Here is a 14,214-nt window from a genome sequence, read left to right as displayed (position 1 = left end):
GGGTACTTGGCTCGCCATGTCGCAGCGTGACGTCAAGACGGTCCTGGTGTGGCACGTGCACGGGTCCTGGACGCAGGCGTTCGTGGCGGGCCGGCATCGGTATCTGGTCCCGCTGGCCGGCGATGGTGGTGCCGAAGGCCGGGGCCTGGCGGGCCGGTCGTGGCGCAACGCGCGCGAGGTCGCGCTCGAGGAACTGGGCCGGCACGACATCGACGTCGTGGTGCTGCAGAACCCGCACGAGGCGGCGCTGTGTGCCCGGTGGACGGGCCGCCGTGCCGGCCGCGACGTGCCCGCGGTGTACGTCGAGCACAACGCACCGCGGCCGCACGCCGAGCGCAGCCGCCATCCGGTTGCCGACCGCAGCGACATCCCGCTGGTCCACGTCACCGAGTTCAACCGGCTGATGTGGGACAACGGGTCGGCGCCGACCCGGGTGATCGAACACGGCGTCGCCGATCCCGGCCCGCGCTACACCGGCGACATCCTGCGCGCGGCCACGATGATCAACGAGCCACTGCGGCGGTGGCGCACGGTCGGCGCCGACCTGCTGGAACCGTTGTCGGCATACGCGGCCGTCGACGTGTGGGGCATCGGCAGCGAGGCGCTCTCCGTCAACCGCGGTGCCGTGACGGGCCGCGGCGATGTTGCCGCTCCGCGGTTGTGGGAGCAGGTCGCTCGCAGGAGGGTGTACCTGCATACCGCGCGCTGGACGTCGCTGGGTCTGTCGCTGGTCGAGGCGATGTTCCTGGGGATGCCGGTAGTGGTGGCCGGCACCACGATGGTCCCGCTGCTGATGCCCGCCGAGGCGGGCGTGGTCAGCGCCGACGTGGACGCGTTGGGGCGCGGCCTGCGCGAGTTTATGAACGACCATGCCAGCGCGGTCGCCGCCGGCAAGGCGGCGCGGGAATTCGCCACCAGCCACTTCTCGCTGGGGCGCTTTCTCGCTGAGTGGGACCAGCTCATCGAGGAGCAGTGCAGTCGATCCCGAAAGGAGCCGGCATGAGGATCGCGATGATCTCCGAACACGCCAGTCCCCTCGCCCATCTGGGCGGCGTGGACGCGGGTGGTCAGAACGTGCACGTCGCCGAGCTATCGGCCGCGCTGGCCCGGCGTGGCCACGAGGTGGTGGTCTATACCCGGCGCGACGACTCCGCGCTGCCCGACTCCGTCGAGACCGGATCCGGCTACACCGTCGCGCATGTGGCCGCGGGCCCGGCTCGCCCGTTACCCAAAGACGAACTGCTGCAATACATGTACGGGTTCGCGCGGTACCTGGACGCGGACTGGCTGGGCGCACCGCCCGACGTGGCGCACGCCCACTTCTGGATGTCGGGCCTGGCCACGCAGCGGGCCGCCCGGCCGCACCGCATCCCGACCGTGCAGACCTTCCACGCGCTGGGCTTGGTCAAACGAGCGCACCAGGGCGTCGACGACACCAGCCCCGGCTGCCGGATCGGGGTGGAGGCCGTCGTCGCCCGCGACGCCGACTGGGTGGCGGCCACCAGCACCGACGAAGTGTTCGAGCTGGTCCGGATGGGCCGCGCCCGGTCCCGGACGTCGGTGGTGCCGTGCGGAGTCGACGTCGACGCCTTCACCCCGGACGGTCCGGTGGCCGGCCGCGGCGATCGGCCGCGCATCGTGTCGGTGGGACGATTGGTGCCGCGCAAGGGATTCGACACGCTGATCCGGGCACTGGCCCGAGTTCCGGATGCCGAGTTGGTGATCGTCGGCGGCCCCGACCGCAGCCCACTGGCCGACGAGCCGGAGGCGCGCCGATTGCAGGAGCTGGCCGGGTGGCTGGGGGTATCCGATCGCGTACAACTGGCCGGGGCGATCACCCGCGACGAGATGCCGGCCATGCTGCGGTCCGCGGATGTGGTGGCCTGCACCCCGTGGTACGAACCGTTCGGCATCGTGCCGCTGGAGGCGATGGCCTGTGGAGTGCCAGTGGTCGCCACGGCCGTAGGCGGAATGCGCGACACCGTCGTCGACGGCGTGACGGGCCGGCTGGTACCGCCACGGGATCCAGAAGCGCTGGCCCAGGCGTTGTCGTCGCTGCTACCGGATCGGCGCTGGCGCGCAGCGTTGGGCACGTCCGGCCGGGAGCGGGCCCGGACCCGCTACAGCTGGGACCGGATAGCGGCCGACACCGAACGCATCTACGACAAGGTGGTGCCGTCCCGGCGCATGGCCGCCAGGTCGGGGTGATTCGGATGACGTTGCCGTTCAACGACTTTCGATTAGCCGCAATGACCGCTCAACCGGCTCGGGTAGCCGGCGCCGCTGCCGCAGCGCCTTCGGCAGGGCGCTGAGCGCCTCGAATAACGCTGCGGCGTGGGCGGTGTCGTGTGTCGCGGCCCAGGCCAGCTCGGCGGAGGCGCGGATGCACCGGTCTACCGGCCGGCGCAGGCACGCGGTGAGCATTTCGTTGCGCAGCACCCGGGCATGCTGGACGCGGTCCGGTTTTCGCGCCGGAGACGGTCGGTGGTATGCCACCAGCGCCCGGCAAAAGTACAGATCCCAGCCCCTTGCGGCCAGATCCCAGGCCAATAACGTCTCTTCGCCCCGGAAGTGCAGGATCGGGCTGAATCCGCCGACGGTCTGGAATGCCGCCTTGCGCACCAGCGCCGAGCAGGCCTGGAACCCCAGGATGGACGGCCCGGGCAAGGCCGTGTGTCGACCGAGCGGACTGTTGGCGAGTTCGTCGACCACCGGGTCGTCACGGTGCTGCGGCCAGACGACGGTTCGGCCTGCCAGTAGCGCCACGGTGGGATACGCGTCGAACAGCACCTCGGCAAACTCGACGGCCCCGGGCGCCCACCAGGAATCGTCGTCGCAGAACGCGACAAAAGGTGTGCTGCATTGTGCCACACCGATATTGCGGGCTACGGCGCCTTGGTTGCGGGTCAGGGGTATGACGGTCAACCGGCCGCCGGAGCGGGCCGCGAGCCGGTCGGCGGCCGCCACCGAGTGGTCGTGGGATGCGTTGTCCACCACCACGATCGGGCAGCCGGTGGTGTCCAGCAGACGTTCCAGGACGGTGCACAGCTCGCTGGCACGGTCACGCGTCGCGATCACGAAGGACGTTCGGGGCCGGCATGCAGAGTTTGCAGAGGGGACCGCCATATCCGAGTCCACTACCCCGGAATTACGCTGGCAAAACACGTTTCATCATCGAATTCCCGGGTACCAGACGCGGGTGCCTGGAATGTCGCGTGTTTTGGTCACTGGGGGCGCCGGCTTCCTCGGTGTTCACCTGTGCAAACAGCTGTTGGGGGCCGGCGTCGAGGTGGTCAGCCTGGACGACCTGTCTACCAGCTCCCCGGCCGCGGCGGCCCGGCTGCGGGGGCGGCCGGGTTATCGCTTCGTGCCCGGTGATGTCTGTGATCCCGCAGTCATCGGCATGGTGGGCGTCGCCTTCGACACCGTCTTCCATTTGGCGTCACCGGCTTCACCGCTGGACTACCAACGGTTGCCGATTGCGACGCTGCGGGCCGGATCCGAGGGCACGGCCACTGCTTTGGAGATCGTCCAGCGTGGCGGTGGCCGGCTGGTGCTGGCATCCACCAGCGAGGTCTACGGCGACCCCCAGCAGCATCCGCAGCCGGAAAAATATTGGGGCAACGTCAATCCCGTTGGCCCGCGGAGCGTCTATGACGAAGCCAAGCGCTATGCGGAGGCGCTGGCCTTCGCCCACCATCGAAAGCACGGAACCAACGTCGGAGTGGTCCGCATCTTCAACACCTACGGGCCGGGTATGCGCGCCGACGACGGCCGGATGGTTCCGACTTTCTGCCGGCAGGCGCTGCGTGGTGAGCCGCTGACCGTATCGGGCGCCGGAACCCAGACCAGGTCATTGTGCTACGTCGACGACACCGTGGCCGGTCTGATCGCGTTGGCCCGCAGCGACTTCAGCGGCCCGGTCAACATCGGCAACCCCACCGAGCTGACCGTGCTCGAGGTCGCCGAGCTGATTCGTGCGTTGGCCGACAGCGGCTCGATCATCGAATTCGGCCCGCCGGCCGTCGACGACCCGCAGCGCCGCTGCCCCGACATCACGCTGGCCCGCCAACGGCTGGACTGGTGGCCGCGGGTCGACCACCGCACCGGGCTGAGCCGGACGCTGCAGTGGTTCCGGATGACGCTCGACCAGTCGCGGCGGACCCCGGCCCGCGAACCGCTGGCGACATAGGAGGTCCGGTGCGAATCCTGGGCGTCAATGCCGTATTTCACGATCCGGCCGCGGCTCTGGTGGTCGACGGGCAGGTGGTCGCGGCCGCCGAGGAGGAGCGGTTCTCCCGGCGCAAACACGGCAAGCCGGCGGTGCCCTTCTCGACCTGGGAGCTGCCCGTGGCGGCGATCCGGTGGTGCCTGGATCACGCCGGTCTGCACCCGGCGCAGATCGACGCGGTCGGCTATTCCTACGACCCGGCACTGATGTACGAGGAACCGCTCGACCCGGCCGGCCTGGACCGGGACTGGGAGCACTTGCGCACGCTGTATGCACTGCGCGCGCCGCGATTCCTGGCATCCGCCGTACCCGGACTCAATCCCGAAGTCGTGCAACACGTTCGCCACCATATCGCGCACGCGGCATCGACAGCGCTGGCCTCGCCGCACCCCGACACCGCGGTGCTGGTGGTGGACGGTCGCGGCGAACGAACCTCGATGCTAGCCGGGGTGTACCGCGACCACAAGCTCGACGTGCTGGCATCGCAGCGGCTGCCCGACTCGCTGGGGCTGCTCTACGAAAGTCTCACCGAGCACCTGGGTTTCGCGCGTTCCAGCGACGAGTACAAGGTGATGGCGATGGCCTCCTACGGCCGCCCTAGGTTCCTCGGAGAGCTGCGCGACCGGGTGTACGCCTGCGCCGACGGCGGGTTCCGCACCAAGCCCATCGAGTGGGAGGAGTTGGCGCCGCGGCGCGCCCCGGAGTCGCACGACCTCGATCCGGTGCACGCCGACCTGGCCTGCAGCGTGCAGCGCGTCATCGAAGAGGTGTTGCTGGACCTGGTCGGCTGGCTGCGCGACCGCACCGACGGCGACGCACTATGCCTTGCCGGCGGCGTGGCGCTCAATTGCGTTGCCAATACCCGCATCTACGCGGAATCCGGCTTCGACCGGGTATGGGTGCAGCCCGCCGCCGGCGACTCCGGCACCGCGCTGGGCGCCGCGCTGGCGCTGGCGGCAGCCTATGGCGAGCCGATCGCCCCGATGCCGACCGCGCGACTGGGCCGCGGCTGGTCCGACCGGCAGATTCGGGCCGCACTGGACAGCGCGGCAATCAGTTACGAAGAGCCACAGGATATTTCGTCTGCCATTGGTGACGCGCTGGCGGACGACCGGTTGGTCGGCTGGTTTCAGGGCCGCGCCGAGTTCGGTCCCCGGGCCCTGGGCGGACGCTCATTGCTGGCCGATCCCCGTGATCCCGCCAACCTGGAACGGCTCAATTCGGTCAAGGGCCGCGAACAGTTCCGGCCGGTGGCGCCAATGGTTCTCGCCGAACGTGCCGCCGAAATCTTCTGCCGCGGCCCGCTGCCCAGTCCCTACATGCTGTTCGTGCACGACGTCGCCGAGGCGTGGCGCGAGCGCATCCCCGCGGCCACCCACGTCGACGGCACCGCACGCATCCAGACCGTCGACAAGGACGCCGAGCCGCGGCTGCACGCGACGATCAGCCGGTTCGCCCAGCGGACCGGGGTGCCGGTGCTGGTCAACACCAGCTTCAACACCGCCGGACGGCCGATGGTGGACTCCCCGCGGGATGCGCTCGAGGTGTTCGGCAGTTCCCCGATCGACGTACTCGCCATCGGCCGCTACCTGGTCAGGCGCCGCCGATGAGTTCCGGCTACGCGATCGTGGTGCCCACTGTCGGCCGAGAATCATTGTGCCGCTTGGTGACCGCGCTAGACCAAGGTTCGGGCCCGGCCCCCGAAGAGGTGGTGGTGGTCGACGACCGGAAAGCCCCCGACGCCGCCCTCGACCTGGTCGCCGGCTTTCCGGTGCGGGTGCTGGCCAGCGGCGGGCGCGGCCCGGCGGCCGCACGCAACGTGGGATGGCGGGCCACCAACACCCGGTGGGTGTGCTTCCTGGACGACGACGTGGTGCCCGGGCCGCGGTGGCGCTCGGAGCTGTCCGCCGACCTGGCGGCCGCCGGCGCGGCCGGTGCGGACGGCTCCCAGGCGGTCATCGAGGTTCCGGCGTCCCGGTCCGGCCGGCCGACCGACGACGATCGCCGGACCCTGCGGCTGGCGTCGGCGCGCTGGATCACCGCCGACATGGCATACCGCCGCGCCGCACTGGTCACCGTCGGCGGCTTCGACGAGCGGTTCCCCCGCGCCTACCGCGAGGACTCCGACCTGGCCGTGCGGATCATCGCGGCCGGAGGCCGGATAGTGCGCGGCGGCCGGCGTAGCCGGCACCCCGTGGCCCCCGCCACCTGGTGGTCCAGCGTGCGTGCGCAGGCCGGAAACCGCGACGACGCATTGCTGCGCCGCAAGTACGGCCGGTCCTGGCGAACCATGGTCGGCGAGGGGCCGGGTCGGCTGCCGGCGCACCTGGCCACCACCGCGGCCGGCAGCGTAACTGTGCTCGCTGGACTACTACGCCGGAATTCGGCGCGCCGCATCGCGGTGACGCTCTGGCTGCTGCTGAGCGCGGAGTTCACCGCCCGGCGCTGGCTGGCCGGCCCGCGTTCTGCCGTTGAGGCTCTTCGACTTTCGGTGACCAGCGCGCTGATTCCACCGGCCGCGGTGGCGCACCGGCTGGCCGGCGAATGGGTGTTTCGCCGGACCCGGCGCGACCCGCCGCTGGCGGTGCTGCTCGACCGCGACGACACGCTCATCGTCGATCGGCCCTACCTGAACGACCCCGACGGTGTTCGGCCCACTCCCGACGCCGTGCGTGCGCTGCGGCGGCTGCGCGAACGCGGGCTGTTGCTGGCGGTCGTCACCAACCAGTCCGGGGTGGCCCGCGGGCTGATCAGCAGCGACCAGCTGACCGCCGTCAACGCCCGGGTCGACGAACTGCTCGGCCCGTTCGACTCCTGGCAGGTGTGCGTGCACGCCGAACTGGACGGCTGCGGCTGCCGCAAGCCGCGGCCGGGCATGGTGCTGGCCGCCGCCGAGGCGCTGGCGGTACCGCCCAGCCGCTGCGTCATGATCGGCGACACCGGCGGCGATGTGGAGGCGGCCCTGGCCGCCGACGCCGACGCGGTGCTGGTGCCCACCGCGCGCACCCTGCCGGACGAAATCGATCGCGCGCAGGCTCGCGCGCGGGTGGCCGCGACCCTGGACGAGGCCGCATCGCTGGTGTTGCGGGAGTGCCGATGAAGACCGCCTCGAGTACCGCGATGGTGGCGCGGCTCGACAGTGCCGGCGACGTGCTGATCACCGGCCCCGCGGCGCGGGCGGTGGCCGCGTACCACGACCGGGTCGTCATGCTGGTCGGGCCACGCGGCCGCGATGCGGCCGAACTGCTGGTCGGCGTCGACGAGATCGTGGAATGGCAGGCGCCTTGGGTGGATTTCGACTCGCCCGAGCTGACCGCCGCCCACGCGGAAGGGTTGGTCAAGCAGCTGCGCGACATCGCGCCGGCACGCTTGTACATCTTCACGTCGTTCCACCAGTCGCCGCTGCCGCTGGCGTTGCTGGCCAAGATGGCGTCGGTGCCCTGGGTCGGCGCGATCAGCACCGACTACCCCGGCGCGCTGCTGGATCTGCGATACCAGGCGCCCAGCGGAGTCCCCGAGCCGGAGCGGGCGCTGTCGCTGACCGCCGCGGCCGGTTGTCCGCTGCCACCCGGCGACGACGGCGCGCTGCGGATCCGGGCGCTCGATCCGCTGCCGAGCCGGCTGTCGACCCGGATCGGCCGGGACCCGTTCGTGGCATTCCATCCCGGCGCCGCCGTGCCGGCGCGGCAACCGAGCCAGGACCGCAGCGCGGCCATGGTGGCGGCGCTGGCCGGCGCCGGCTACCGCGTGGTCGTCACAGGTGGTCCCGGCGAGGCCGCGCTGGCCGCCGCGGTGGCCGGCGATGCGGCCGTCGACCTGGGCGGCCGGACCAGCCTGGCGGAATTGGCGGCGGTGTTCGCGGCGGCGCGCGTGGTCGTGGCGCCCAACACCGGGCCGGCGCACCTAGCCGCCGCCGTCGGAACCCCGGTGGTGTCGTTGTTCGCGCCCGTCGTCCCGGCCGCACAGTGGCGTCCCTACGGCCGGCGGGTCAGTGTGCTCGGCGACCAGTCCGCGCCGTGTCGCGCCAGCCGGGCCCGGGTCTGCTCGGTGCCCGGCCATCCCTGCCTGGACGGAATCAAAGACGCCGAACTGCTGGCTGCGGTGCGGTGGAGAGGAGGACCGCCATGATCGAAGTGCACTTCGACGCGTTGCGGGATGCGGTCGGCCGGACCAGTGCGCAGGCGCCGCGCCTGCGCAGGTGGGGCCGGCAGCTGGCGGGGGTGCTGAGCGGCGGCGGCCGGCTACTGGCATGCGGCAACGGCGGCAGCGCCGCCGAGGCCCAGCACCTGACGGCCGAACTCGTCGGACGGTTTCGCGACGAGCGGATCCCGTTGTCGGCCATAGCCTTACACGCGGACACCTCGGCGCTGACGGCCATCGCCAACGACTACGGCGAAGAGGAGGTGTTCGCCCGGGGAGTGCGTGCCCACGGCCGGCGGGGCGACGTGCTGGTGGCGCTGTCGACCAGCGGCAGCAGCCGAAATGTGCTGGCAGCCGTCAAGGCCGCACACGACCTCGACATGCTCACCTGGGGCCTGACCGGGCCGGCCCCCAACGTGCTGGCGTCGATGTGCCATGACGCGGTCACCGTGGACGCCCCGACGACGGCGACCGTGCAGGAGATCCACCTGCTGTTGGTACATGCGCTATGCATGGCGGTCGACGACGTGCTGCTGAGTTCGGAGAGAGCATGAAACCGCTTGTGATCATTGGTGATTCGATGCTCGACATCGATATAGACGGGTCGGCCACCAGGCTGAGCCCGGAGGCCCCGGTCCCGGTGGTCGACGCCGGGCAGCTGAGGCAACGGCCGGGCGGGGCCGGGCTGGCCGCCCTGCTGGCGGCGCGCACCGAAACGGGAGTGGTGCTGGTCACCGGGATCGTCGACGATGACGCCGGCCGGCAGTTGCAGGGCCTGCTGGCCGCTGCCGGGGTGCGGGTGCTGGGGCTGCCGATGCGCGGAACCACCGTGACCAAGACCAGGATTCGGGCGCGGGGACAGTCGCTGCTGCGCCTCGACGGCGGCGACGGTTCCCCGGTCAGCCGGCCGCTGGCCGACGAGGTCACCGAGGCGCTGGCCGGTGCCGGAGCGATCTGTGTGGCCGACTACGGCGGCGGTGTCACCGCGCTGCCGGAGATACGAGGAGTGCTGAGCCGGCTGGCACCGCGGATCCCGGTGGTCTGGGACCCGCATCCGCGTGGCGCCGCACCGGTGCCGGGATGTGTCCTGGTGACTCCGAATCAGCAAGAGGCACAGCACTTCTGCGGCGACAGCAGGGCCGGAGAACTGCTCCGCAGCAGATGGTGTGCGCAACTGGTGTGCATCACCCACGGCGAGCACGGCGCCTGGGTGTACGGAGCCGACGGCGACGCCGAGCACGTCAGGGTCCCGCAGCCGGCAGCGGCCGCCGGCGATGTCTGTGGAGCGGGCGATCGCTTCGCCGTCGCCGCGGCCACCGCCTTGGGAGCCGGGGCGGGGCCGATCGCCGCCGTGGTCGCCGCCGTCGCCGACGCCGCCCGCTTCGTGGCCACCGGCGGTGCGGCCGCGGTATCGACCCCCGTCCCGCGCGCTGTGTTGCCAACCGGCGCCCGGATCGAAGACCCCGCCGGCCTGGATCCGGCGGCGCTGGCCGAGCGGTTGCGCCGGGACGGCCGCACCGTGGTGGCCACCGGCGGCTGCTTCGACCTGCTGCACACCGGGCACATCAGGTTGCTGCGGCAGGCCCGCGAACTCGGTGACGCCCTGATCGTCCTGGTCAACTCCGACAAGTCGGTGCGCGCGCTGAAAGGCGACGGGCGTCCGGTGATGCGCGACGTCGACCGGGCGCGGGTACTGGGCGCCCTGGCCTGCGTCGACGCGGTGGCGATCTTCGACGAGCCGACTCCGGAGCGGCTGCTGGAAAACCTGCGTCCCGACATCTGGGTCAAGGGCGGCGACTATGCGCCGGCCGACCTCCCCGAAGCCGCCGTGGTGCGCCGCCACGGCGGTGAGGTGGTGATCCTGCCCACCGTGGCCGGCTACTCCTCGTCCCGGTTAATCGCCGCCGCGAGTTCGGGCGCTGGCCGTAACGAAAGGACCTGACATGACCGACGTGACGAATCCCCTTGGAGCCGTGCTGATCTCGGGAGGTTCCTCCGGACTGGGCGCGGCCACCGTCGCCGCGGTGGCTCGTCGCGGCGGCACGCCGCTGGTCATCGACAAGAAACCCCCGGCGGCCGACGTGCCGTACGCGGCCGCCGACCTGGCCGACACCGGCGCGGTCGCGGCGGCCGTCGAGTCACTGGCCGACCGGGTGGGCGGCCGGATCGCCGGGGTGTTCACCGCGGCCGGCATCGACTCCTGCGGCACCCTCGGGCAGGTACCCGCCAAGGAGTGGGAACAGGTGATCGCGGTCAACCTGGTCGGCACCGCGGCCGTCGTCCGCGCCACACTTCCCTACGTCAGGGCCAGCCACGGCCGCATCGTCACCTGTGCCTCCACCCTGGGCATCAAAGCGGTCAGTGACGCCACCGCCTACTGCGCCTCCAAGTTCGGTGTCGTCGGGTTCACCCGGGCCTTGGCGGCCGAACTGGCCGGGCAGGTCGGGGTGACGCTGCTGATTCCCGGCGGCATGTACACGCCGTTCTTCGACGGCCGCACCGAACAGTACAAGCCGCCGGCCGACGCCAAGCTCAACAAACCCGAAGACGTCGCGGCGACGGTGGTTTTCGCGTTATCCCAGCCACCCGGGTGTGAAGTGCGCGAGCTCGTGGTCTGCTCATCCACGGAGTCCTCGTGGCCGTAGCGTCGCCGGGCGCCACGGTCGTGGTGCTGCGGGCCCTCGGCCTCGGAGACCTGCTGACGGCGGTGCCCGCGCTGCGCGGGCTGCGCCGGCACTATCCCGGCGCCCGGATCACCCTCGCGGCGCCCGACGGCTATCGGGACCTGGCGCTGCTTACCGGTGCCGTCGACGACGTGTTGCCGACGGCGGGCCTGGGGGATGTGCGTCCGTTGCCGAAACCGCCCGCGCTGGCGGTCAATCTGCACGGCAGCGGGCCGGAAAGCATCGACCACCTCCTGAGATGGCGACCCGAGGCGGTGATCACCCATCGGCACCGTCGTCATCCCGAGCTGGCGGGACCGCCCTGGCGACGCGGCGCGCACGAGGTGGACCGCTGGTGCTCGCTGCTGCAATGGGCTGGAATCGCTTGTGAGCCAAGCGATGTGACCGTCCAGCGGCCACCGATCAGACACGGCCCCACCGGTGCGGTGGTGATCCATCCGGGGGCCTCGGCGGCGGCGAGACGGTGGCCGGCGGGGCGCTTCGCGGCCGTGGCCGCGGCACTGGCCGGCGACGGTCACCCCGTCGTGGTCACCGGATCGGCCGGCGAATCCGACCTGGCGCACGACGTCGCCCGGCGCGCGGGCCTGCCGTCGAACGCCGTCCTGGCCGGGGCGCTGGACCTGCCGAGGCTGGCCGCGCTGGTCGCCGACAGCCGGCTGGTGATCTGCGGCGACACCGGCGTCGGGCACCTGGCCGCCGCGACCGGCACCGCGTCCGTGGTGCTCTTCGGGCCCACCGCTCCAGCCCGCTGGGGTCCGCGTGGACCCGCGCCGCACGTCGCGCTGTGGGCCGGCGGCCTCGGCGATCCGCACGGTGACATGCCCGACCCGGGGCTGTTGCGCATCGATGTGGCCACGGTGCTCGAGGCCGGCCGGCGACTGCTGAAGGCGGCCGCATGAGTGCCCCGCCGCGAGTCGGCGTGGTCGGGGTCGGCTACGTCGGTCTGACCACCGCGGTCTGCATGGCCGCACGCGGGTTACCCACGATCGCCGTCGACATCGACGACGACAAGGTGCGGAAACTCTCGGCAGGAACACCGGTGATCGACGAACCCGAATTGCCGAAGTTACTGCGGGCCGGGCTTTCTCGTCGGTTGTTGAGCTTCAGCGCGAGTTTCGAAGTATTGGCCGACCGCGACGTCGTCTTCGTCTGCGCACCGACGCCAAGCGCTGGCGACGGACAGGCGGATCTGGGCGCGGTGCACTCGGTGGTCGACCGGCTCGCAGCTGTCCTTCGATGCGGCGCCATCGTCGCGCTGAAGTCGACGGTGCCCGTCGGGACTACCTCGACAGTGGCTAATCGACTGCGCGGCACCGGTATTCGAGTCGTATCGACACCGGAGTTCTTGCGCGAGGGACATGCCGTGCACGATTTCCGGAATCCGGACCGGCTGGTCATCGGCACCCTGGACGACGTTGCGGCGCAACGTGTTCGGGAGACATACGGCCCGGAGACCGAGCCGGTGTTGCGGATGACGCCGGAGAGCGCCGAGCTGGCCAAGTACGCCAGCAACGCCTTTCTGGCGGTGAAACTTTCCTACGCGAACTCGCTGGCGGCGCTGTGCACTCGGGTCGGCGCCGATATCGAGGACGTCACCGGCTGCATGGGCGCCGACCCCCGGATCGGAGCCGAATTCCTGCGGCCGGGCCCCGGGTGGGGGGGCTCATGTCTGCCCAAGGACACCGCGGCGCTGGTGCACACCGCACGCGGTCACGGCGTGTCCTTGGCCGAAGTCGAGGCGGCCCGGGTCACCAACGCCGTGCAGGCCGACCGGATTGCCGGCGCCCTGCGCCGCGCGCTGGGCCGTCCGTTGTCCGGCTGCCGGATCACCGCACTCGGATTGACCTTCAAGGCCAGGACCAGCGACACCCGGGATTCTCCCGCGTTGACAGCGTGCGCCGAGCTGGCCCGGGCGGGCGCACAGGTGATGGCTTACGACCCGCAGCTGGCCAACATCGACCCGGTGATCCTGCAACGGGCCGAGGTCACCGCCGTCGACGAACCTTACCGGGCCGCCAAGGCGGCCGACGGCATCCTGGTACTCACCGAGTGGCCGCAATTTCGCGATCTGGACTGGTATTCCATTGCCCGGGAGGCGCCCGCGGCCGTCGTCCTGGACACCAGAAACCTGCTGGATCCAGCAGGAATCCGCGCCGCCGGGCTGAGGTATCTGGGAAACGGCACGCCGCGGGGGTTCTGAACCGATGTTTAACTTTAACCGCGGTTTCACCGGGTAGGACCTGGGCTGGGGGATGCCGGCGCTCGGGACCGGCAAGCGTGGAGGACGTGTCATTGACTGATAACAGGGTCATACCCATTCGCCCGGCCGCACACAGTAGTGACCCACACTGGCGTGACCGAAGACCGCACCAGCGCGGCGAAAACTCGCCCGGCGGGTTGGCCCTGGTCACCGGTGCCAGCAGCGGCGTGGGTTTCGCCTTTGCGAGCCAGTTCGCCCGGCGCGGATACGACCTCATCGTCGTCGACTCCGTCGATGAGATCCACACGGCGGCGGACGCTCTCAGCGGTCTGGGCACCAACGTTCAGCCGATCCAGGTCGACGCGCGGCTCGCCGAGCGGCCCGACATGTTGTACCGGCGGGTGCGGGCGGCGCGGCAACCCGTGGTGGCGGCCGCGCTGAACTCACCGGTCGACGGCTATGACCCCGACGACAGCTTGGAAAACGTGCTGCAGGAGATGGTGGCCGGCATCGGGCAGACCATGAGACTGGCTCGGCTGCTGGCCGAGGAGATGGTTGTGCACGGCCGCGGCGGCATCATCTTGACCGTGTCGCCGGCCAGAGCCGCATCGCCCCACCCGGCTCGCTGGGATCACTCGGACCACTATGTGGCGCTGTACCGGGCCAGCGCGGCTTTTCTCAGAGACTTCGCCCAGACGCTGCAAGGCGAGTTGGGCCAGAGCGGGGTGCGGGTTACCACGATGCTGCCGGAACCGGTTGGCGCCGGCAGTTCCCGGATGCACCGCGCACTGGCCAGGGTGGATGTGGCTCTCGACCACCTCAGCCAGCTGGCCGGCGCCGCGTGGCATCCGCGGATCCTGGCGGAACTGGCGCGCCGGCTAATCCGCGATGACGCGAAATGGCTGGTACGCCAGATCATCTCGCCGTCGGGGGACGCGGTGTGACGCGGTGGGTGCTGT

The 14,214-nt window shown here is 71.0% G+C and carries 13 protein-coding genes; 12 read left to right on the top strand and 1 reads right to left on the bottom strand.

What is annotated here, in order from left to right; genetic code table 11:
• Window positions 1-16: 16 nt before the first annotated feature.
• Together B4U45_RS12345 and B4U45_RS12340 are read left to right on the top strand one after the other, a co-directional pair.
• Complete coding sequence (locus B4U45_RS12345) at window positions 17-1,003, top strand: glycosyltransferase (RefSeq protein WP_183155059.1); 987 nt, start codon at window positions 17-19, stop codon at window positions 1,001-1,003.
• Entirely contained in the window at window positions 1,000-2,208 is a 1,209-nt protein-coding gene (locus tag B4U45_RS12340) for a glycosyltransferase (RefSeq protein ID WP_083154243.1), read from the top strand. The genes B4U45_RS12345 and B4U45_RS12340 overlap by 4 nt, the downstream gene beginning before the upstream one ends.
• A gap of 18 nt (window positions 2,209-2,226) precedes the next feature.
• Here B4U45_RS12340 and B4U45_RS12335 read toward each other — a convergent pair whose 3' ends face one another.
• Window positions 2,227-3,126 carry a glycosyltransferase family 2 protein gene (locus B4U45_RS12335; protein WP_075547884.1) on the bottom strand — a complete coding sequence of 300 codons (900 nt, stop codon included), beginning with the start codon at window positions 3,124-3,126 and terminating at the stop codon, window positions 2,227-2,229.
• An 82-nt stretch (window positions 3,127-3,208) separates the two neighbouring features.
• Between B4U45_RS12335 and B4U45_RS12330 the strand changes: the two genes are divergently transcribed.
• From B4U45_RS12330 to B4U45_RS12285, 10 genes are all read left to right on the top strand, one after another.
• Window positions 3,209-4,192, top strand: coding sequence for an NAD-dependent epimerase/dehydratase family protein (locus B4U45_RS12330; protein ID WP_176357732.1), 984 nt, complete (start codon window positions 3,209-3,211; stop codon window positions 4,190-4,192).
• Between the two features lie 8 nt (window positions 4,193-4,200).
• The gene (locus B4U45_RS12325; RefSeq protein WP_075547882.1) at window positions 4,201-5,841 is read left to right on the top strand and encodes a carbamoyltransferase family protein; all 1,641 of its coding nucleotides are present in this window, start codon (window positions 4,201-4,203) and stop codon (window positions 5,839-5,841) included.
• Window positions 5,838-7,331: an HAD-IIIA family hydrolase gene (locus tag B4U45_RS12320; protein ID WP_075547820.1), complete on the top strand. Its 1,494-nt coding sequence runs from the start codon at window positions 5,838-5,840 to the stop codon at window positions 7,329-7,331. Before B4U45_RS12325 ends, B4U45_RS12320 begins: the two co-directional genes overlap by 4 nt.
• Window positions 7,328-8,359, top strand: a complete 1,032-nt coding sequence (locus B4U45_RS12315) for a glycosyltransferase family 9 protein (protein WP_241780274.1) — start codon at window positions 7,328-7,330, stop codon at window positions 8,357-8,359. Before B4U45_RS12320 ends, B4U45_RS12315 begins: the two co-directional genes overlap by 4 nt.
• A complete protein-coding gene (locus tag B4U45_RS12310) occupies window positions 8,356-8,925 on the top strand; it encodes a D-sedoheptulose-7-phosphate isomerase (protein ID WP_075547821.1) in 570 nt (189 codons plus the stop codon). The genes B4U45_RS12315 and B4U45_RS12310 overlap by 4 nt, the downstream gene beginning before the upstream one ends.
• Complete coding sequence (locus B4U45_RS12305) at window positions 8,922-10,313, top strand: PfkB family carbohydrate kinase (protein WP_075547822.1); 1,392 nt, start codon at window positions 8,922-8,924, stop codon at window positions 10,311-10,313. The genes B4U45_RS12310 and B4U45_RS12305 overlap by 4 nt, the downstream gene beginning before the upstream one ends.
• 1 nt (window position 10,314) lies before the next feature.
• Window positions 10,315-11,016, top strand: coding sequence for an SDR family oxidoreductase (locus tag B4U45_RS12300; RefSeq protein WP_075547823.1), 702 nt, complete (start codon window positions 10,315-10,317; stop codon window positions 11,014-11,016).
• Window positions 11,007-11,954, top strand: coding sequence for a glycosyltransferase family 9 protein (locus B4U45_RS12295; protein ID WP_075547824.1), 948 nt, complete (start codon window positions 11,007-11,009; stop codon window positions 11,952-11,954). Before B4U45_RS12300 ends, B4U45_RS12295 begins: the two co-directional genes overlap by 10 nt.
• A complete protein-coding gene (locus B4U45_RS12290; RefSeq protein WP_083154249.1) occupies window positions 11,951-13,255 on the top strand; it encodes a UDP-glucose dehydrogenase family protein in 1,305 nt (434 codons plus the stop codon). The genes B4U45_RS12295 and B4U45_RS12290 overlap by 4 nt, the downstream gene beginning before the upstream one ends.
• Window positions 13,256-13,347: 92 nt before the next feature.
• A complete protein-coding gene (locus tag B4U45_RS12285; RefSeq protein ID WP_158006357.1) occupies window positions 13,348-14,199 on the top strand; it encodes an SDR family NAD(P)-dependent oxidoreductase in 852 nt (283 codons plus the stop codon).
• Window positions 14,200-14,214: the final 15 nt, after the last annotated feature.

This window comes from Mycobacterium persicum (assembly GCF_002086915.1).
Taxonomy (GTDB): Bacteria; Actinomycetota; Actinomycetes; order Mycobacteriales; family Mycobacteriaceae; genus Mycobacterium; species Mycobacterium persicum.
Note: the sequence above shows the minus strand (reverse complement) of the source record. Positions and strands in the feature narration are given on the sequence as shown.

Excerpts from the sequence above, each read along its gene's own strand:
- B4U45_RS12315 (WP_241780274.1), top strand. The coding sequence starts at position 7,328 with ATGAAGACCGCCTCGAGTACCGCGATGGTGGCGCGGCTCGACAGTGCC.
- B4U45_RS12340 (WP_083154243.1), top strand. The coding sequence starts at position 1,000 with ATGAGGATCGCGATGATCTCCGAACACGCCAGTCCCCTCGCCCATCTG.
- B4U45_RS12320 (WP_075547820.1), top strand. The coding sequence starts at position 5,838 with ATGAGTTCCGGCTACGCGATCGTGGTGCCCACTGTCGGCCGAGAATCA.
- B4U45_RS12305 (WP_075547822.1), top strand. The coding sequence starts at position 8,922 with ATGAAACCGCTTGTGATCATTGGTGATTCGATGCTCGACATCGATATA.
- B4U45_RS12330 (WP_176357732.1), top strand. The coding sequence starts at position 3,209 with ATGTCGCGTGTTTTGGTCACTGGGGGCGCCGGCTTCCTCGGTGTTCAC.
- B4U45_RS12310 (WP_075547821.1), top strand. The coding sequence starts at position 8,356 with ATGATCGAAGTGCACTTCGACGCGTTGCGGGATGCGGTCGGCCGGACC.
- B4U45_RS12335 (WP_075547884.1), bottom strand. The coding sequence starts at position 3,126 with ATGGCGGTCCCCTCTGCAAACTCTGCATGCCGGCCCCGAACGTCCTTC.
- B4U45_RS12290 (WP_083154249.1), top strand. The coding sequence starts at position 11,951 with ATGAGTGCCCCGCCGCGAGTCGGCGTGGTCGGGGTCGGCTACGTCGGT.
- B4U45_RS12300 (WP_075547823.1), top strand. The coding sequence starts at position 10,315 with ATGACCGACGTGACGAATCCCCTTGGAGCCGTGCTGATCTCGGGAGGT.
- B4U45_RS12345 (WP_183155059.1), top strand. The coding sequence starts at position 17 with ATGTCGCAGCGTGACGTCAAGACGGTCCTGGTGTGGCACGTGCACGGG.